Origin of the sequence: Kitasatospora sp. NPDC085879 (assembly GCF_040686255.1) — a bacterium.
GTDB lineage: Bacteria > Actinomycetota > Actinomycetes > Streptomycetales > Streptomycetaceae > Kitasatospora.
The window spans coordinates 36,209-52,401 of record NZ_JBFBJZ010000057.1 but is presented as its reverse complement, the minus strand read 5'-3'; the positions used below and the strand labels follow the sequence as shown (position 1 = coordinate 52,401).

The following is a 16,193-nucleotide window of genomic DNA, read 5'->3' as shown; positions in this document are numbered from 1 at the left end:
CCGGGCCCTCGGCATGCCCACCGTCCGACGGCAACCCCACGACCTTCAACCTGGAGATCACCCCAGATCAGCCGACGCGAAGCGAAACACGGAGGTTAGGGCGTTTCTGCAGGTAGGGGCGGGTGCCAGGCCACTTTGAGGGTGTACTGCACGTGACCGGGAGTGCGTGGCTGGTCTCGCTTCTTGGTTTCGAAGGTGTTCTTGGGCGGCTTCTTGACTCGGTCGCACTGTCGGTCGCGTCGGGCTGGGAGGAGGCCGTCCAAGAGCTCGCGGACGACCTCGCTTCGCGCTGCCACCAGCGTGATGGCGTCCGCGGCCGCTTGGCTGGCGACCTTCAGCCGGGCGAGCTGCACGGTCACGGTGAAGGAGATTCGGTCGGGGTCGATGTCGCCGCACTGTGCGGCGGAGGCGGGCCGGCCTTCAGGTGGACCGTCACGGTGTACTGGATGATCCTCACGGTGTGGCCCTCGGGCGGCTGGGCCAGGGTGCGGCCGGCAGCCCGTGCCTGGCCGTGTCGGACGGTCTCCTTCGGAGTCGGCATGACCGAGATGAACGAGCCGTCGGGTAGGACCCGCAGGGGCACGAATACCTGGTTGCCCTTGATCCGCCAGGTCAGGTGAGCGCCCGTCGAGCGGGCGTGGCCCACAGTTCGTAGCCGTTGAAGCTGCGGTCGGCCAGCAGGAGCATGTCCGGCTGAAGGCTGGCGACGAGCTGACGGGCGAATGCGTGCTCACTGGCCCGCGCCACCCCGTCGAAGGCGCCGTCGACCAGGCCGTGGGTGCCGCATTCGGCCAGCACCATCAGCCTGATCTGAGGGTTTCCGCTCTGGTTGACGCCACCGCGGCCGGTGAACCCGAACGCCGCGGCGTTCTCCGGGGTATCGGCACGTCCAGCTGTCGCGCGTCAGACTTTGTGGCAGGGCTCGTTTCTTGCGGGTCCTGCTGCTTGAAGGAGTCTGATCGATCATGGTGAGGCCACCGGCGCTGCCGCCGGAGGAGAAGGTCCGGATCGTGCTGTCGATCCTGGCCGGTGAGATGACCGTTGCCGAGGCCGCGCGCCGGGCGAAGGTGTCCGAGCAGTCGATCGGGACCTGGAAGCGCCAGTTCCTGGAGTCCGGCCGGGCCGGCCTCGCGGGCAAGTCCGGCCCCAGCACCCGGGAACAGCAACTCGAAGCCCAGGTCGCCGACTTGACCCAGGCGCTGGGTGAGGCCGCGGTCGAGCTGCGGGTGTGGAAGAAGTCCGCGGAGGGCCGGCTGGGCCCTTCGAGGACCTCGAGGTGATCCGCACCGGGGCGGGCATGCCGACCGCGAGGTTCTGCCGGCTCATCGGCGTGCCCGAGCGGACCTGGCGTCGCCACCAGGCCCGCGCCCAACAGGGCGCGCAGGCCAGAGGACCGTGGCCGCGCCCGACCCGCGAGAGCGTCCGGGAGACCGCCCGCCGGCACGCGCTCGCGCACCCGGCCTGGGGCCACCGCAAGGTGTGGGCGATGTGCCGGCACGACGGCCACCGCGTCTCCCAGGCGACCGTGCTGCGGCTGCTGCGGGACGAGGGCCTGCTGCTGGAGGCGAACTACCAGCGGGAACGGCGCCGGCTCGCCGCCCGCCGCAAGGCCGCCTTCGCGACCGAGCCGACCGGCCCGAACCAGGTCTGGCAGCTCGACTTCTCCGAGTTCGAGACCGCCTCGGGCGGCACCTGGCGGCTCGCGGGCTGCCGGGACTACTGGTCGAAGTACGAGCTGGGCTGGCACGTGTCGCCCACCGCGAACCAGCACGACGCCATCGCCGCGATCGAACTCGCCATCAAGGAAGCGGAGTTGCTGGCCGGAAAGCCGCTGGCCGAGCTCGCCCCGCGCGACGCGAACGGGACCGTGAAGCCGCTGGTCACGATCGTCACCGACAACGGCGGACCGTTCCGCTCGTTCCGGTTCGAGGCGTTCATCGCCACCCGACCGGAGCTGCGACACGTCCGCACCCGGGTCCGCACGCCCGGGCAGAACGGCTCACGCGAGCGCGGCTTCGGCTCGCTCAAGTACGAGAAGCTGTTCCTCGAGGAGATCCCCGACGCCCTCGACCTCGTCCGGCACGCCGAGGACTACCCGCGCGACTACAACACCGTCCGACCGCACGAGGCACTCGCCTGGAACCGGCCCCACGACGTCCACACCGGCGCCGCGGACCCGCTCGTCCCCAACTTTCCCGAACCCGAAAACCTGCCAACTGCTTGACGCGGGACACACCCATCAGGGCGAAGGCCCCGGTGCTTCCGTCAATGCATAAATCGCGGCCGCAATGCCCGCGGCCCAACAGAGTTGCCCCCGTGAGCAGAGCCTACCCGTGCGCTCGGCGAAATCTGGCAGCACTTTCATTCCGACGATCAGGCTGGCCGTACTGACAGGAACGCTGATCCAGAACGCGCAGGCCCAGCCGGAGATACCGACGAGAAGTCCCCCGATCACGGGCCCCAATGCCAGGCTGAGCGACGACATGCCTCCCCACACGGCGAGGGCGCTGGTGCGCTCCTCGGTTCTGGCGAAGACATGTCGAAGGATCGGCAGGCAGCCGGGAGCGATCAAGGCAGCGCCGGCTCCCCGCACGATCCGCGCAGTGATCAGCCATTCAAGGCCGGGCGTAAGTGCGCAGCAGGCGGATCCTGCCGTGAAAAGCCAAGCCGGCCAGGAACACCTTCTTGGAACCGAAACGGTTCCCCAGCGCAGCGCCGGCCAGCAGCAGCGCGGCATAGGCCAGGCTGTAGGCCTCCACCACCCATTGCAACCCCGTCAGCCCGGTGTGTAGCTGCGCGCCGATGCTGGGCAGTGCCACGGCGACAGTGACCGTGTCGAGCATTGTCATCGACGAACCGGCACTCAGGACGGCCAGGATGAGGTACTTGCGGTGTGGTCGAGGAGTCATCATCGTTACTTGTGCGTGGCGGTGCCGAGCGCGTTGGCGAAGGCTTCGGCGATGGCCTGGTAGCCGGCATCGTTGGGGTGGATGTCCGGCCCGGTGGGCGGGGGGGTGCAGGCCCAGGTCAGTTGGCAGACCGTGGCGACGTTGCGCGGGAGTTCGCCGACGCCGGGCACGGGGACGGGGGTGGTGTCGTGGGTGGCGAAGCCCGACGCGACGGGGGTCACCAGGAATCCCGCCCGGCTGTAGACGGTGCGCAGCAGAGTGTTGGCGATGTCGGCGCCCTGGAGGGAGGCCCTGGCTGCTGACTGTCCTTCGGGGCCCAGGAGTGAGGCCGCCAGGAAGGGGTCGTAGTAGTCCATTGCGGCGAAGCGGACGTCGGCGGCCGGGTCGGCGACCCGCAGCCTGGCCGTGATCACGGGCAGGTTCGCGGCGATGTCACGCAGGCCGCTCTGCGCGCACGTCGCGTCGATGCTGCTGGCGTTCTTGGCGCAGCGGAGGATGTCGTTGGCGCCGATGTCGAGCGTGACCAGTCGGACTGAGCCGCGGTGCGTGGCAAGGAAGTTGACGGCGGCGTCGATCTGCGAAGCGGCTCCGCCGTAGTGGCAGATCCCGCCCGACAGCATGGTCGTCGTGCTCTCGCCGGAGCAGCCGAGCTTGACCAGCTGCAGGCGGGGACGGACGTGCTGCTGCGCGGTGTACAGGCGATCCACGTATCCGCGGTCGGTCGCAATGAGATTCCCGTCGCTGGTGGGTTGCGCGCCGACGGACAGGGAGTCTCCCAGCGCGAGGTAGTACTCGGGTGCCGGCGGCGGGATCGGGCAGGCGAAGACGCTTGAGGCACCGATGGTCGCCATGACCGCGATCGACGCTGCCGCCGATACCAGCAGCCTTCGGAACTTTGGTACACGCATAGATGTACGCCCATCTTGAGGATTCGAAAGCGCCTATGAGCCTATGAATCCAGGACGGTGCTCGGCAGGCCCAAGAAATCCTGGGCCCCTCTGGGGCCGCCGGGCGGGAGCCGCTCTCGTCCGCGGCGCGGCGGGCGCCGCCGGTCGAGCCGTGCGTCAGACCAGCTGCTCCCATGCCAGGCCGTGGCGGCGGAAGAAGCGGGTGCGGACAGCCGCCGGTGCCTGCTCCCAGATGCCGCCAGGCCGCCGGTGCCTGCCTCCCTGTCAGTCCGGCCCACCCCGGCTCACTCACCACGCTCTGCGACGCCCCGGGACAGCTCCTGCATCCCCAGACAGCACCCAACGGGCAGGCCCCGTACTCTCCGGGCCCGGCCGGGGCGCCGCAGGCGCACCTCCCCACCCCTGACCGGATAGCGTGTTGGGCTGCTGAGCGGTCCGCCCTGCTCGGGGATCCTTCATCCGCCCATCCGCTCCTCCAGCCGCCTTTGGACAGCCGCCGCACCCGGGTACGCCCGGACTCCGCCGGGTACGTGCGCGCCGCGGGCAACGACTACCTGGTGGGCGCGTGGGGAGCGCGGCGCAGGCTCACCGTGGAGGTCACCGATGCCGAGGTGGTGATCTGCAGCGGCGGCTACCACACCGGTGGCTTTCACACCGTCGTCTACGCCCGGTCCTGGGCCGAGGAGGCGCAGATCACGGTTCCGTTGTGCCACGAGCTGGTGGAGCACGGCAGCGGCGTGCGCAGGGAAGTGGACGGCCCGTGAGTACGGGGCGAGGCCGGCCCGGCGACCGAGCCGGCCGAGGGCATGGGCGGGCGGGTGTTCATCGTCGTCTGGCCGGTTGGCGGACCGGTCGGTGGTGTTGTTCGGCGATGTGGTCGAGGGTGATCGCGTCCAACGAGGTCTTGGTGATCTTTTCGGTGCCGTCGAGGATGGCGGTGATCGCGGCCTGGCGGATGAGGCGGGAGAGGCTGCCGATCCGGCCGGCGGTGCGCTGGTGGAGGTAGGGGGCCAGGCGTCGTAGGGAGCCGGGCCGGTGTGCGGCGAGGCCGAGGGCGTTCTCGAACGCGGCGACGGTGGACCCGAACGGGGTCTGGTGGCCGACGCGGGCGGGCAGGGGATCGCAGTCGATCAGCGAGGCACGCCCGGCCAGCTGCGCGCCGCGCACGCCGCTGGACAGCGGGGTGTCGGTGACGTCGACGCCGGCGTAGACGAAGGTGGCGGGCAGGCGTTCGGTGAGGTCCTTGAGAAGTCGGCAGCTTCCGCCCCGTTGGTGGTGCGGGGGTTGAGGCGGTGGATCTCGTCCACGAGGACCAGGCGCACCCCCAGGCTGATGTACATGCTGCAGACGGTGGCGGTGAGTAGCGCCTGGGTCATGCGGGGGCCGACCGGCAGGCCGACGAAGCGGGCGAACTCGGCGGCCAGGTTCTTGGCGCTCGCGCCGGGCGGCACCAAGATGTACGCGACCGGAGCCTGCCCGGGGACAGGACCGTGGGACAGGGACCTGTGGTGCAGCTCGTAGGTGCGGCCCACTTCTTGCAGGGCGGTGCTCTTGCCGGTGGTGGGCGGCCCGGTGACGATCAGCCCCGGGCGGGCGGTGCCCTCCTGATGGCGCCCGAGCAGCGTGAGGGCACGCAGACTGGTGGTGATCTTGTCGAGGGCAGGGGTGCGTACGACGACGAACCGGGAGTGGTAAGCCAGGCGCTGGTCGGCGGGGCGCCTGGGCGCGTCGGGCGCGGGCGGTGCAGGTCGTTTGCTGTCGACGAAGCGTTTCCATTCCTCCCAGGTGGTGGGCGTGGCGGTACCTGCCTGGGGCGGAGCTTGAGATGGGGTCACCACTGCTGAGCCTCCTCGGCCGCGTCGAACAGCCCGAAGCCGGCGTCCACGGCATCGGCGTCGTCGTCCAGGCGGGGACCGGCGGTGTCGAGGCCTTCCTCGTCATCCTTGCCGCCCGGGTTCAGGCTTCCCGGGGGCGGCGTTGGCGTCCGCCACTGCGCGTCGGCGTCGAACAGTGCTTCGGGGGTCTCTTCTTCCCCGGTCGCTGCCCCTGCCCGCGAAACGCTGGCCCGTCGTGGCCGTGGAACGGTGTGCTTGTCACCGCCCGATTGCTGCCCGGGGCCGGAGTTGCCTGGGACCGTGGTCTGCTTCTGCCGCCTCGTCCTTTTGCGCTGCCTGGCCCGTCCGTCGGGGTCCTCCCCGAGGCCGGGTCCGGCAGGCCCGTGGGTGTCGTGGGGGAGGGCGGCGGGTGCCTGACGGGTGACCAGGGCGTGTTCGCGCGGCCTTGCGGTGCCGCCTCGGGCTCGGCGCAGGAGGTCGTCGAGGGCCTGGGCGAGGTCGGCCTCGTGCCGGTCGCGCTCCCCACGGCGGGCGACGGTGTCCTTGAGGTGCTGCCACAGCTGGTCGCCGAAGGGTTGGTGGGCGTGGTCGGCGTGGATCCACGGGATCGGCGTGAAGTCGCCGTCGCCGAGGCGGATCCAGACCTGGCGGGCGTCGTGGGGGTTGTGGTGGACCTCCCACCGGCCCTGCTGCGCCGTGATGCCGGAGGGCCGGCCGCGGTAGTCGCCCAGCACGTGGTGGTCGTAGGTGCGGTGGTTCAGGCGGATACCGCGCCCGGTGATGGGCTTCCACACCACGGGCAGCAGTTCGACCCAGTTGTCGCCGCTCAGCGGGAGCGGCACGTACCCGGCGGCGCCGAGCATCGCGCCCCCACATCTCGTTCGGGGTCAGGGCGCAGGCGGGCATCGACGGGTGCCGCAGCCCCTCGGCGGGGCGGTTCTGCCGCTCGGTGGCGATCCACTGGTCGAGCATGTCCTGCAGTTGGGCGACGCTCCACAGGGCTTCGCGCTGGCTGTCAGATCCGCAGCGGGTGACGTCGGAGCCGGTGTGGCCAGCGACGTGCTGGCAGAAGAGGGTGTTGATGGATCCGAAGGCGCGCTCGACGTGGCCCTTGGCGGCGGGGCGCCGGGGCGGGGTGGGGTGGGGTGCACGCTGATGCCCAGGCTCTCGCAGGCGGCCAGGAACGCGGACGAGAGAAAGATCCGGCCGCGGTCAACGACCACGGTCTCCGGCACCACGACCGGCCGGGCGGCGGCAGCCTCCAGACGCGGGTCCGCTTCCAGGAGGTCCCCGTACGGCACAGGCGCGCGGGACATCGCCAGCGCGGGGGGCCAGCCCGGGCGCAGCGGGTGCGGGACGGCCATCTCGGCGAGCAGCAGCGCGGCGTCGACGGACTTGGTGCCGGCCGGGCGCAGAACGGCGGCCAGGATGGAGCGGGTGGCGACATCCAGCGCGATGGTCAGCTCCGGGCGGCCGGCGGTGCCGTCGGCGAAGACGGCCATAACGTCCAGCCGGGTGGAGTCGAGCATGACCTGCTCGCCCGGCCGCAGCGCCACCGCCGGAGTGAAAGGCCGCCCCGATGAGGCGGGGGCGGTGCGCGCCGGCCGGCCGGGCAGCTCGGCGGGATCGGCCAACGCTTTCACCAGCCGGTAGAACGTCGCCTGCGCCGGCAGTGTCACCGCCCCGGGCCCGTGCCGGTCGTCCAGCACCTGCCTCGTGAGCCGCATCAGCCCCTTCGCCGTGCCCTTGGACCGGCCACGCTGCAGTCGTAGCGCCTCCAGCACCGCAGCGACGACGTTCTCGTCGCTGCGCCTGGTGCGACTGGCGGGCTTGGTGGTGCGATGGTCGACCAGCCCCCACAGCCCCTGGCGCCGGTAGTTCAACCGCATCCGTTGCACTGTGCTCGCCGCCACGTGGCCCCACCCCAGGCCCGTGAGCTCATCGGCCTTGGCATGCTCCCGCTGCGCGAGCGTGGGCGAGAGCGGGTCGTGCTGCGGCTGCGGCACCCCCGCCGCTCCCTCCCCGCCGGTGAGTCTGTACTCGACCTCCTGGATGTGCCGCTGCCAGGCCAGCGCCTTCCCCTGCTCGCGCACCGGCACCGTCTGGAACAGCCCCCACTGCGGCACCCCCACCTGCGGCCGCGCGCTGGTCACCGCGAAGTCCGGCGCCGCCACCAGGTGCCCGGCCAGCACCGTCGCGACCTCTCCCCGCTCGCCGGCCAGGCGCACCAGCTGCCCCGCTACCCCGACCACCTGCCAGGCGCGTCCGTCGAAGACGATGTGCGCGCCCACCGCCAGCACCCGGCGGCCCGACCCGCCGTTCACGCCGCCACCGCCCGGCTCACCACGGTCCCGGAGTCCAGCGGCCGCTCCTCCAACCCAGCGGTGAGGACGCCGGACCACAGCAGATGGAAGGCCATCGGCCCCGCCCGCAACGGCCCGCTCGAGCAGCCCTCGGCGCGGGAACCTCGGCGGGCGCGTTCGTGGCGGGCTCCGACACAGAGGGCTCACCGGCTCCAGAGCCGACCTCACCTGCTTCCGAAGTCCGCCGCACGGACAGAAGCTCGCCGACGCGCTGCCTGGCGATCAGCCACTCGCGCCAGGCCGTCTCCGCTTCCGCGAGCTCGGCGAGCACCCGGTCGGCCACCTCCCGAAGCTCTTCCACGCGCTCCCGCGCGGCCAGTTCCCGTTCCTCGAGAAGACCCACGACCGACGCCATCCCGGCACCTCCACCAGCGAGACAACCCAACGGCCCGAGCATGCCTCGCCCATGCCGACGTCATGCCTGAGCTGCGGAAACACGCCGATCAAGTTCGGTACAACAACGGCTTCTCAGCTTGACTCTGTCGGGGATCTTGGTTGCTTCCGCGTCAGCTGACGGCGCGCCAGGAACGTAGGCGCGGGATGCCCTGCTGGTCGAGGTAGTCCTGGAAGGCTGTCGGTGGTCGTGGGGGCACGTTTTCGCTGACTGGCTGCTTGCTGAGGCGTTCGATATTGACGGCGATGGCAGTGAGCACGTGCTGTAGGTGTGCCTTGGCCTGCCCGCGGTAGCGGCAGTGGCGTATGCCGTGGCCGTGGGCGAATTCGCAGATGGTGCCCTCGATGCCGGAGCGGACCGCATATCGCTTGTGCCAGGTCGGATCCTGCTGGTCGGCGCGGTTACGCACCTGCAATTCGAACAGCTCACGCGGAGGGAAGCCCACGGAGCGGTGGGCGTCGCGGGAGCTGGTGCACTTGGCCCGGACCGGACAGGGCCGGCACTGGCTCTTGGTGAAGCGGGCGATGATCAGTGGGGCAGCGGTCGGTGAGGAGGTCGGGTAGGGGCCATGCCAGCCGGCGCTGACCTGGCCCTGGGGGCAGGTGACCTCCTTGCGGTCGAAGTCGATCCGGAAGTCGTCGCGGGCGAAGCCCTCGCCGCGGCCGTGCTGGCGGGTGGGGTTGCCCGGCAGCGGTCCGACGACGGTGACACGGTGTTCGCGCATCGCCTGTTCCAGGTGGGGCAGGGAGGTGTAGCCGCCGTCGACCAGGTGCTGGTCGGGCAGCAGGCTCCGGCGTTCCAGCCGGGTGTGGATCGCGGGCAGGACCTCGGTGTCGGCGCTGGTGGCGGGCATGGTGGCCACGTCGGTGATGACGTTCGCTCCGTCGCCGGAGCAGGTCTCGGTCACATGGGCGAGGAAGCCCGTCTAGCGGGTGACCTGTCCGCGGCGTGCGTAGCGGGCTGTCGGGTCGTAGGGCGAGACGATCCGGTGAGCTGAGGGCGGCAGGCCGCTCTCGTCGTCCTCGTTGCGCCAGCGCAGGCGCCCGGCGGGATCCCAGTAGTAGTTCTGCATCAGGATCTGCCGAAGGATCTCGACTCGGGGCCTGCGCAGCAGGGACGGGTGGTTGCGGTCGAGGTGTTCGAGCAGGCGGCGGGCGTCTTCGCCGGTGGTGTTGATCCTGGTCATGGGCCGGGTGGGGTTCTTGCCCAGGCGCACCGGTCGGCCGTAGCGGCGGCCCCAGTCCTCGCCGACCAGGCCGTCCAGCGCGTGGCCGGCGATGCGGGCGAGGTCTTCCAGGGCCGCGCGCACGGCCTCGGTGACCAGTTCGAGGCGGGTCAGGTCTCGGACGGTGGCCAGGACATGGGTGGAGTCGGTGCGTTGGGTGGTGCGCTCACGGACCAGGCCGGCCTCTTACAGCCGGGCCAGCGTGAGGTCGAGGAGGCGGTCCGCCCGGCCGTCCCGCAGCAGGCGGTCGCGGAAGTCGGTCAGCACGCTGTGGTGGAAGCCGGGGTCGTCGAGTTCGAGGCCGAGCGCGTACTTGAAGTCGATACGGCAGCGCACGGCCTCGGCGGCATCGCGGTCGGACAGGCCCAGCAGGAACTGCAGCACGCTGACCGTGGCCAACTGCGCGGGCGAGAGCCCCGGACGTCCGTCGCGCGGGTACCAGTCGGCGAAGTCCTCGTCCCGCCACAGGCCGTCGAGACGGTCACGCACCCACATCGCCGTCGTGCCAGCAGGGTTGCTGGCCCTCGCCATCTGCGCCGTCAATACCGGGACCTCGGCGCCCGGACGGGGACGGACCGACATCTCGCACTCCTCGGAAATCTCGTGGTCATCGTGCACCCGCGAGACTGGCGCACCACCGTGATCACCTGCAGCCGAACGCCAAGATCCCCGACAGAGTCAAGCTCAGAAGCCAAGGCCGTACTCACCCTCGAGCTTCAACGCTGAAGACGCTCACTGCCCGCTGTAGGCCTGTGGTCTCAAATGCGAGCCTGGGTCTGCGTTGGGATCGAACTGCCCCCGCTAGGTTCCTTGATCCGGTGATGGATGCATTCGAGCTGCAGAAGTTCTGCGACCGTCCTGACGGCGAAGTCACCTTGCGGGGGCGAATCGGAGTGTGCGGAGGGCTGAAGGGCCGCGCCGGTTCGGTCCTCTGAGGGGAGGACTGCTGTGCTGGCATCCCAGTACTTTCGGCATTGCGGGGAGGGTGTGCGGTGCCAACCGGGAAACTGCTGACCGTTCGGTCGGCGGCCGACGTCTTCCTGGACTCGTTTGCCAGCCCGAGCACCGCGCGGAGCTACGGTATCGCTGTGGGCAGGGCTGCTGAGAGGCTCGGCGAGGCCCGGCCATTGGCATCGGTTCTGGACGACGAGATCGGCGAGGCTCTGGAGCTGCTCTGGGGCGCAGCGGCGGTGAACACCTGGAACGCGCGGCGGGCAGCGGTGCTTTCCTGGCTTTCCTGGTGCGGAGATCGCGGCTTCGATGGACCTGCGGTGCCGGCCTGGGCGAAGCGGCGCACCGTTCCGGACTCCAACACCCCTGCCCGCTCGCGGATCGCGATCGACCGTCTCATCGGCAGACGGGAGATCCATCTGCGGGAGAGGACCCTGTGGTGGATGCTCTACGAGACCGCCGCCCGGGCCGAGGAGATCTTGTCCGTGAACATCGAGGACCTGGACCTGCCCGGTCGTTGCGGCTCGGTGAGGGCGAACAGCGCCCGCCAGGACTTCGTGCTGGAGACCGTGCACTGGGGCGCTGGCACGGCGAGCCTGCTGTCCCGGCTGTTGACGGGACGCACGCGCGGGCCGGTGTTCGTCACCCACCGGCGAGCCGGCCCGGGCAAACTAGTGAACCCCCGAGACATCTGTCCGGACACCGAACTCACCCGGCTCTCATACGGCAGGGCCCGGGCCTTGCTGGACGAGCATACGTCGGTGAGCGGGCCGGGAACCGGCTGGGACCTGCACGAGTGGCGGCACTCCTCCCTGAGTCACCTTGGCGAGGCAGGGGCGAGCCTGTCGGAGCTGAAAGCGAAGTCCCGGCACAGGAGCATCCAGAACGTCCGCCGCTATTTCAAATCCGCCCCCGAGGCGATCAGCGGGGCTGCCGGCCCGCTCGCGTCTGGTGACGGCCACTGATGAGTTGCCCGCGGTCACCGACCGGTGCGGTGGTCACCCGGCGGGCTGGCCGCCAGCCAGCTGCGTTCCTCGGCGTAGCCTTCAGCGTCTTCAGGGCGAGGGAGCCAAGATCTGGCGCCTCCACCCGCCGCTCGTCATCGACCCGCTGGACCGACACCGCTGGACCGCCGTCGGTTTCACCCCGGAGCAGCTGGACCAGGTCCACGACCAGGTCCGCACCGTGGTCCTGCGCGCCGGCCAGGTGCTGTTCATCCCCCGCGGCTGGGTCCACTTCGGCCACACCACCGCCGGACACTCCCTGCACATCACCCTCGGCGTGCAACTCTTCACCCAGCACTGGCTGCTCCGGCAGCTCATCGACCAGGCCGCCGAGGACCCGGAGCTGCGCGCCGCACTGCCACCCGAGCTCAGCTCGTACGCCGTGGAGGACCTCGTGGCCCGCGGCCGGTCGGCGCTGCTGCGGTACTCGGTGGCCTCGACCTGTCTGAGGCCGGCCGGTATACATGGCGCAACAGCGCGCCGTGGTGGGCGTCGGCCGCTAACCTCACGTGTGGAGGTCTCGCCTGCGAGAGGATGCCTGCACGTGCTCTTCCCCGACGAGGAACGGCTGGACTGGTATACCAGCCGCGTCGGCCTGAGGCCGCCAGTAGGCACCCGGGACGCACTCGTGATCGCGACGAGGACAGTGTCAGGGGACACCCGCTGTTCGGCGACGTGCCGCGGATGGTCGTCGAGTGGGACGGCCGGACCTGGCAGCCGGTGGCAGTCGCCGACAACTACGCCGCCGCCTACGAGATGATCACGCAGCCCGGCCGCCCCCCACTCTTCCCACAGCCCCACACCCCGGTGCCGCTGCTCCGGGCCGGCACCGGCCGACACCGCAGGAAGTAGGAAGATCCCCGCACGCGGTGGCGTGTGGGGATCTTCGGCTCAGCAGGCCTGCGGGCTCCAGGCCCAGCGGCCGCCCGAGGCGGTGCTCCCAGTCCTGTGTGAGGAGGTCGTCCACCGGCAGGCGGTGGACGAGGCTGGCCATGGAGATCCTCCACCGCTTTGTGTCGTCGAGCTCGCACCGGGCGTCCGCCCGGTTCTGACGCTCGGTCTGCTGCGATGCCGTGAGCTGGAGTTTCGAAGCCGCGCCCTACTCCGTGGTTCGCTCCACGACGTAAGTTCCCTTCGCCGGTAGGGTGACGACGAGGCCTCGCTCGCGTAGCTCTCGCACCGCTCGTCGCGCCGTCAGGTAGGCCACCCCGTATTGAGCCGCGAGATCCCGTTCCGCGGGGAGCATCGCCCCCGGCGCCAGCCGACCTGACACGATCTGCTGCGCGATGTCGTCGGCCACCTGCGCGTACACGTAAGCGGGGCGTGTCGGGTCGACGACGTGGCTGCGGTCTTCGTCCATCCTTTGAGCGTGATGCGGTGTGCTGCATCACGCTCCACTGGAGAGCTGTGCATTGCCATACACTGCTATATATAGCAGTGTATGGCGTACGGTTTCGGCGGCCGCCGGCGGCCGAGGGGCGCAGGGTGTAGATGACTGGGAAGGGGGCGACGTGAACGGAACGGAAGCACCCACGAGAGGAGCCGCCGCCATTCGCTGTTGTTGGCATGTGGTGATGGGCTGGACGTGCTTCTCACCGATGGCGCAGCCGAGCAGAACGGATTCGGATCGGTGACCGAGGCCCTACTCTCGCGCGCCGGGACGGCTGTTGACCGGGAGGTTTGGGTGCCGTGCCACCCTCGATCAGCGGGCGTTGCCCGTGTGGAGCTGGATCACTTTCTCGCTGGCGTCGAGGGCGGTGAGCAGTACCTGGAGGATGGTGGATTGGTGCTGTCCGAGTTGGTCGCCAACGCTGTCCGGCATGCTGGCATGGCGCCGGACGCGCACATCCTCATCCGGCTCGCGCTGGTCTTGGGAATGCTGCGGATCGAGGTGCACGATGGCTGCGATCGGCTGCCGGCCATGCGTGCCGCAGATGGTCGGGGCGAGGGCGGTCGCGGGCTGTGGATGGTCGAGCAACTGTCGGCCGGATGGGGATGCGAGCCCCGTATGGGCGGAGCCGGCAAGTCGGTCTGGTGTCTCGTGGCGCCGGTTGGCCAGGGCGATGACGCGGGACTCAGCGACCGGACGGGGGAGGGCAGCGGTGTGATCACCGGCGGGGGCCTGATGGGCGTGGGTGCCTGGGATGGGCCCGTGGCGGCCGAGATCGAGAACGTGACTTCTCCGGCGATGTTCGACCAGCTGCCCGACGCCGTGTCAGCGCTCTGGGAGGCTGTGCGCAGACTGCCGATGGGGAGCACGCAGTTCGAGGCGTACAGGTACTTCTTCACCCGTGCCGATGCGGTCGAGCGCGTCAGTGAGTTCATCCGGCGCGACGGCGAACTGAGTCTTTCGCTCAAGATGGACGGGCGGTTGTGCCGAGTGCGGATATGGCCACGTCTGCCCGGCGGTGTCCGTGAGACCGCCATGCTTCGTGCGTAGGTCATTCGGTGTGGAGAGGCGGCTGGTCGAGACCGGCCGCCTCCCGCGTTTCCTCCGGCCGGGTCTGCCGCAGCCCGTCGTGTGTACTACCTGTCGGATACCCAGGTCCTGCGGTCACTGTGATCCGCCCCTGTGAGGGGCCCTGGTCCGACTTGGTCGGATGAGAGCCGGGGATCACCTGTAGGGAAGGAGGACGGAGGTGTCCAGGGTGAACCCGAAGGGTTGCGGGATGTGGATGGTCTCGCCGAAGTCGGCGTCTTCCCTGGCACGGTAGCGGCCGTTCTCGGCTTCGCTGAACAGGGTGACGGTCTTCTGGGAAGGGTCGACGATCAGGTACAGAGGGATCCCCATCAGAGGGTAGTCCCGCGGCTTGCCCACCCAGTCGTTCTCAGGGCTGGAGCGGGAGACGACCTCCACTGCGATCAGTGCGGAGTCAGCTGGGAGCTCGTTGTTGTCGCCCTCTGATACGTCCTCGGGAAGGACGGCCAGGTCAGGGGTACGGGACTTGCGGACCTGTGGGGATGCCAGGCCGCTGTTCTGGCTTGCGAAGCATCCCGAAGGGATGTAATTGACGAACTGTCGCGCCACATGGTCGAGGTTGCGTTGGTGAATGGCGGACGGGGCAGCCTGCATGATGATGACTTCGCCGGAGAACTCGACCTTGACGTTCTCGGGGGCGATCCGGCGGACTTCCTCGATCAGTGCGAGGTGGTTCGGGTCCATGGTGCTCTCCAGGGTAGGCGCCCACAGTGCAGAAGACCGACAGCAGACAGAGGCGGAGCGCTTGGTGGGGGTTCGGATGACTGTCGTGCCCAGCGGAGCCCGTGGCCGCTAGGGCATCGGCTGTTTCGGTGCCTACGACAGGGGCCCGTCGTCTGGATGATTTGCGGCCGGTGAACGTTGCGGACCACCGGCACTGCGGTCGATGCCGGGGGCATCCCGATACAGGTGGGGTGCCCGGTGGATGCTTTGGCAAGTAGCTGTTGCGGGCCGGCGGTCACTTCGCGTTCGGGTAGCGTCTGAAGTCGGCGGTGTCGACGGTCCAGTCCAGGACGGGAACCGGATCGCCGAAGGTGTGGTCGTAGCGGCGGTGGTACTGCGGTCCGTCGGGGGAGGGGCCAGGTTCGGTGTGGACCTGGATCCGCCCGTCGTTCGGGTCCACCAGGAGGTAGGCGGGGATTCCCATCGCGGGGTAGTCGCGCATCTTGTCGACGTAGTCGCTCGTCCGGTGCGACGGAGACACGATCTCCGCGACGAGCCGGACGTCGGCGGGGTGCAGGGGATCCATGGTGTCTTCCTCGAAGGCTTCGAAGTCCACGACGAGGACGTCGGGGCGGCGTAGCCGTCCTAGGACCGGGTCCTCGACGTCGCCAGCCGTGAGGGCGGCGAGCGTTGGGGGGATCTGCTGCTCGAGCTGGTGGCGGATCTTGAACGCAAGGAGATCGTGCGCCCTGGAGGGGGACATCATCATCACGATCTGATCCGCGCCGATTTCCAGGCTCTTGGCCTCGTCGGGCATGACCTTGGCCAGCTCGTCGGCGATGGCGCGCATCCGCTTGTAGTCCATGCATGTCAGCCTATCGGCGGTCCGACCGGGTGAAGGGCTGGGAACTGGCGCGGGCACGACCTCGTGCTCTGCGTGTGAGGTCTGCTCCTGGTGGTTGCGGCGGGTGACTGGCCGGCGGCGGGCCCGGTTCCGACGGCGGGACGAGCCCAGCGAGGACGAGGGCGTACTACCGTCTGGTCGGCCGGTTCTGCACGCGCCTGTGCGCCGGTGTTCTCGGGAGCGGGCGACCGCATGTCCTGTCCGCGTTCGCGGGTCGAGCCACCGGCTCCGCCCGGTGTCCCCTCCGATGGGGCCCACGTGGTTGCCCGAAGTCGGCGTCTCCCCGTCGTCCGGGCCGAAGGCCGATGCCGACGCGAATTCCAGGACCACCGCATCCTGCAGGCCCGCGCGCTCCACCAGCGCCACCAGCTCCCGGGCCCCTGCTCGTTGATCAGCCTTTTGGACCATTCGGGCCACCACGGCGAGCCCAACCCGATGTCCCTCGAACACCTCGCCCGCCCGAGGCCCCTTGACTAGCTTGATCTTTAAGCAATCGCCTCGAACGAGCCGTCGTACTTGATCACTCGTATCGGTATCCGCCGCACACGGAAGCGGCGT

General features: G+C 69.8%; 20 protein-coding genes and 1 pseudogene. 7 read left to right on the top strand and 14 right to left on the bottom strand.

All coding sequences use genetic code 11. The annotated features are described in order from the left end of the window. Positions 1-612 precede the first annotated feature (612 nt). Entirely contained in the window at positions 613-801 is a 189-nt protein-coding gene (locus AB0P35_RS32010; RefSeq protein ID WP_363517870.1) for a hypothetical protein, read from the bottom strand. 164 nt (positions 802-965) lie between these two features. On the opposite strand from AB0P35_RS32010, the gene AB0P35_RS32005 reads away from it, so the two are divergent. Both AB0P35_RS32005 and AB0P35_RS32000 read left to right on the top strand, forming a co-directional pair. After that, complete coding sequence (locus AB0P35_RS32005) at positions 966-1,280, top strand: helix-turn-helix domain-containing protein (protein WP_363517867.1); 315 nt, start codon at positions 966-968, stop codon at positions 1,278-1,280. Continuing rightward, positions 1,277-2,224, top strand: coding sequence for an integrase core domain-containing protein (locus AB0P35_RS32000; protein ID WP_363517864.1), 948 nt, complete (start codon positions 1,277-1,279; stop codon positions 2,222-2,224). Before AB0P35_RS32005 ends, AB0P35_RS32000 begins: the two co-directional genes overlap by 4 nt. Positions 2,225-2,239: 15 nt before the next feature. Here the strand turns inward: AB0P35_RS32000 and AB0P35_RS31995 are convergent, their stop codons facing one another. From AB0P35_RS31995 to AB0P35_RS31985, 3 genes are read right to left on the bottom strand one after another with little or no spacing between them, the layout of a single operon-like run. Continuing rightward, positions 2,240-2,608 carry an MFS transporter gene (locus tag AB0P35_RS31995; protein WP_363517882.1) on the bottom strand — a complete coding sequence of 123 codons (369 nt, stop codon included), beginning with the start codon at positions 2,606-2,608 and terminating at the stop codon, positions 2,240-2,242. Positions 2,609-2,615: 7 nt separating this feature from the next. Beyond that, positions 2,616-2,909, bottom strand: a complete 294-nt coding sequence (locus AB0P35_RS31990; RefSeq protein WP_363517879.1) for an MFS transporter — start codon at positions 2,907-2,909, stop codon at positions 2,616-2,618. 5 nt (positions 2,910-2,914) lie between these two features. Continuing rightward, positions 2,915-3,760 carry an SGNH/GDSL hydrolase family protein gene (locus tag AB0P35_RS31985; RefSeq protein WP_363517861.1) on the bottom strand — a complete coding sequence of 282 codons (846 nt, stop codon included), beginning with the start codon at positions 3,758-3,760 and terminating at the stop codon, positions 2,915-2,917. A gap of 542 nt (positions 3,761-4,302) precedes the next feature. Here AB0P35_RS31985 and AB0P35_RS31980 point away from each other — a divergent pair. After that, a complete protein-coding gene (locus AB0P35_RS31980; protein ID WP_363517858.1) occupies positions 4,303-4,581 on the top strand; it encodes a hypothetical protein in 279 nt (92 codons plus the stop codon). 58 nt (positions 4,582-4,639) lie between these two features. Here the strand turns inward: AB0P35_RS31980 and AB0P35_RS31975 are convergent, their stop codons facing one another. From AB0P35_RS31975 to AB0P35_RS31945, 7 genes are all read right to left on the bottom strand, one after another. Further along, positions 4,640-4,984 (bottom strand): hypothetical protein, encoded by a 345-nt coding sequence (locus AB0P35_RS31975; RefSeq protein WP_363517855.1) that lies wholly within the window; start codon positions 4,982-4,984, stop codon positions 4,640-4,642. After that, complete coding sequence (locus tag AB0P35_RS31970; RefSeq protein WP_363517852.1) at positions 4,948-5,655, bottom strand: ATP-binding protein; 708 nt, start codon at positions 5,653-5,655, stop codon at positions 4,948-4,950. The genes AB0P35_RS31975 and AB0P35_RS31970 overlap by 37 nt, the downstream gene beginning before the upstream one ends. Further along, a complete protein-coding gene (locus AB0P35_RS31965) occupies positions 5,649-6,515 on the bottom strand; it encodes a hypothetical protein (RefSeq protein WP_363517849.1) in 867 nt (288 codons plus the stop codon). The genes AB0P35_RS31970 and AB0P35_RS31965 overlap by 7 nt, the downstream gene beginning before the upstream one ends. 24 nt (positions 6,516-6,539) lie before the next feature. Further along, positions 6,540-7,943 carry a hypothetical protein gene (locus AB0P35_RS31960; protein ID WP_363517846.1) on the bottom strand — a complete coding sequence of 468 codons (1,404 nt, stop codon included), beginning with the start codon at positions 7,941-7,943 and terminating at the stop codon, positions 6,540-6,542. Positions 7,944-8,521: 578 nt separating this feature from the next. Next, on the bottom strand, positions 8,522-9,316 hold the full coding sequence (locus AB0P35_RS31955) for a transposase (RefSeq protein WP_363517843.1): 795 nt from the start codon (positions 9,314-9,316) through the stop codon (positions 8,522-8,524). Positions 9,317-9,334: 18 nt separating this feature from the next. Beyond that, complete coding sequence (locus AB0P35_RS31950; protein WP_363517840.1) at positions 9,335-9,718, bottom strand: hypothetical protein; 384 nt, start codon at positions 9,716-9,718, stop codon at positions 9,335-9,337. A gap of 102 nt (positions 9,719-9,820) precedes the next feature. Next, a complete protein-coding gene (locus tag AB0P35_RS31945; protein ID WP_363517837.1) occupies positions 9,821-10,216 on the bottom strand; it encodes a transposase in 396 nt (131 codons plus the stop codon). A 410-nt stretch (positions 10,217-10,626) separates the two neighbouring features. On the opposite strand from AB0P35_RS31945, the gene AB0P35_RS31940 reads away from it, so the two are divergent. The 3 genes and pseudogenes from AB0P35_RS31940 (at position 10,627) to AB0P35_RS31930 (ending at position 12,441) form a co-directional block, all read left to right on the top strand. Next, positions 10,627-11,550 (top strand): site-specific integrase, encoded by a 924-nt coding sequence (locus AB0P35_RS31940; protein WP_363517834.1) that lies wholly within the window; start codon positions 10,627-10,629, stop codon positions 11,548-11,550. Continuing rightward, positions 11,537-11,872 (top strand): annotated as a pseudogene (locus AB0P35_RS31935) (cupin domain-containing protein); the annotation flags it as partial. The gene AB0P35_RS31940 and the pseudogene AB0P35_RS31935, both read left to right, overlap by 14 nt. A gap of 251 nt (positions 11,873-12,123) precedes the next feature. After that, positions 12,124-12,441, top strand: a complete 318-nt coding sequence (locus AB0P35_RS31930; protein WP_363517831.1) for a DUF6087 family protein — start codon at positions 12,124-12,126, stop codon at positions 12,439-12,441. Positions 12,442-12,688: 247 nt separating this feature from the next. Here the strand turns inward: AB0P35_RS31930 and AB0P35_RS31925 are convergent, their stop codons facing one another. After that, positions 12,689-12,949 (bottom strand): winged helix-turn-helix domain-containing protein, encoded by a 261-nt coding sequence (locus tag AB0P35_RS31925; protein WP_095878543.1) that lies wholly within the window; start codon positions 12,947-12,949, stop codon positions 12,689-12,691. Between the two features lie 225 nt (positions 12,950-13,174). Between AB0P35_RS31925 and AB0P35_RS31920 the strand changes: the two genes are divergently transcribed. Next, the gene (locus AB0P35_RS31920) at positions 13,175-14,029 is read left to right on the top strand and encodes an ATP-binding protein (protein ID WP_363517827.1); all 855 of its coding nucleotides are present in this window, start codon (positions 13,175-13,177) and stop codon (positions 14,027-14,029) included. Between the two features lie 174 nt (positions 14,030-14,203). Here AB0P35_RS31920 and AB0P35_RS31915 read toward each other — a convergent pair whose 3' ends face one another. Together AB0P35_RS31915 and AB0P35_RS31910 are read right to left on the bottom strand one after the other, a co-directional pair. Then, a complete protein-coding gene (locus AB0P35_RS31915) occupies positions 14,204-14,752 on the bottom strand; it encodes a Uma2 family endonuclease (protein ID WP_363517824.1) in 549 nt (182 codons plus the stop codon). Between the two features lie 274 nt (positions 14,753-15,026). Beyond that, the gene (locus AB0P35_RS31910; protein ID WP_363517821.1) at positions 15,027-15,596 is read right to left on the bottom strand and encodes a Uma2 family endonuclease; all 570 of its coding nucleotides are present in this window, start codon (positions 15,594-15,596) and stop codon (positions 15,027-15,029) included. Positions 15,597-16,193: the final 597 nt, after the last annotated feature.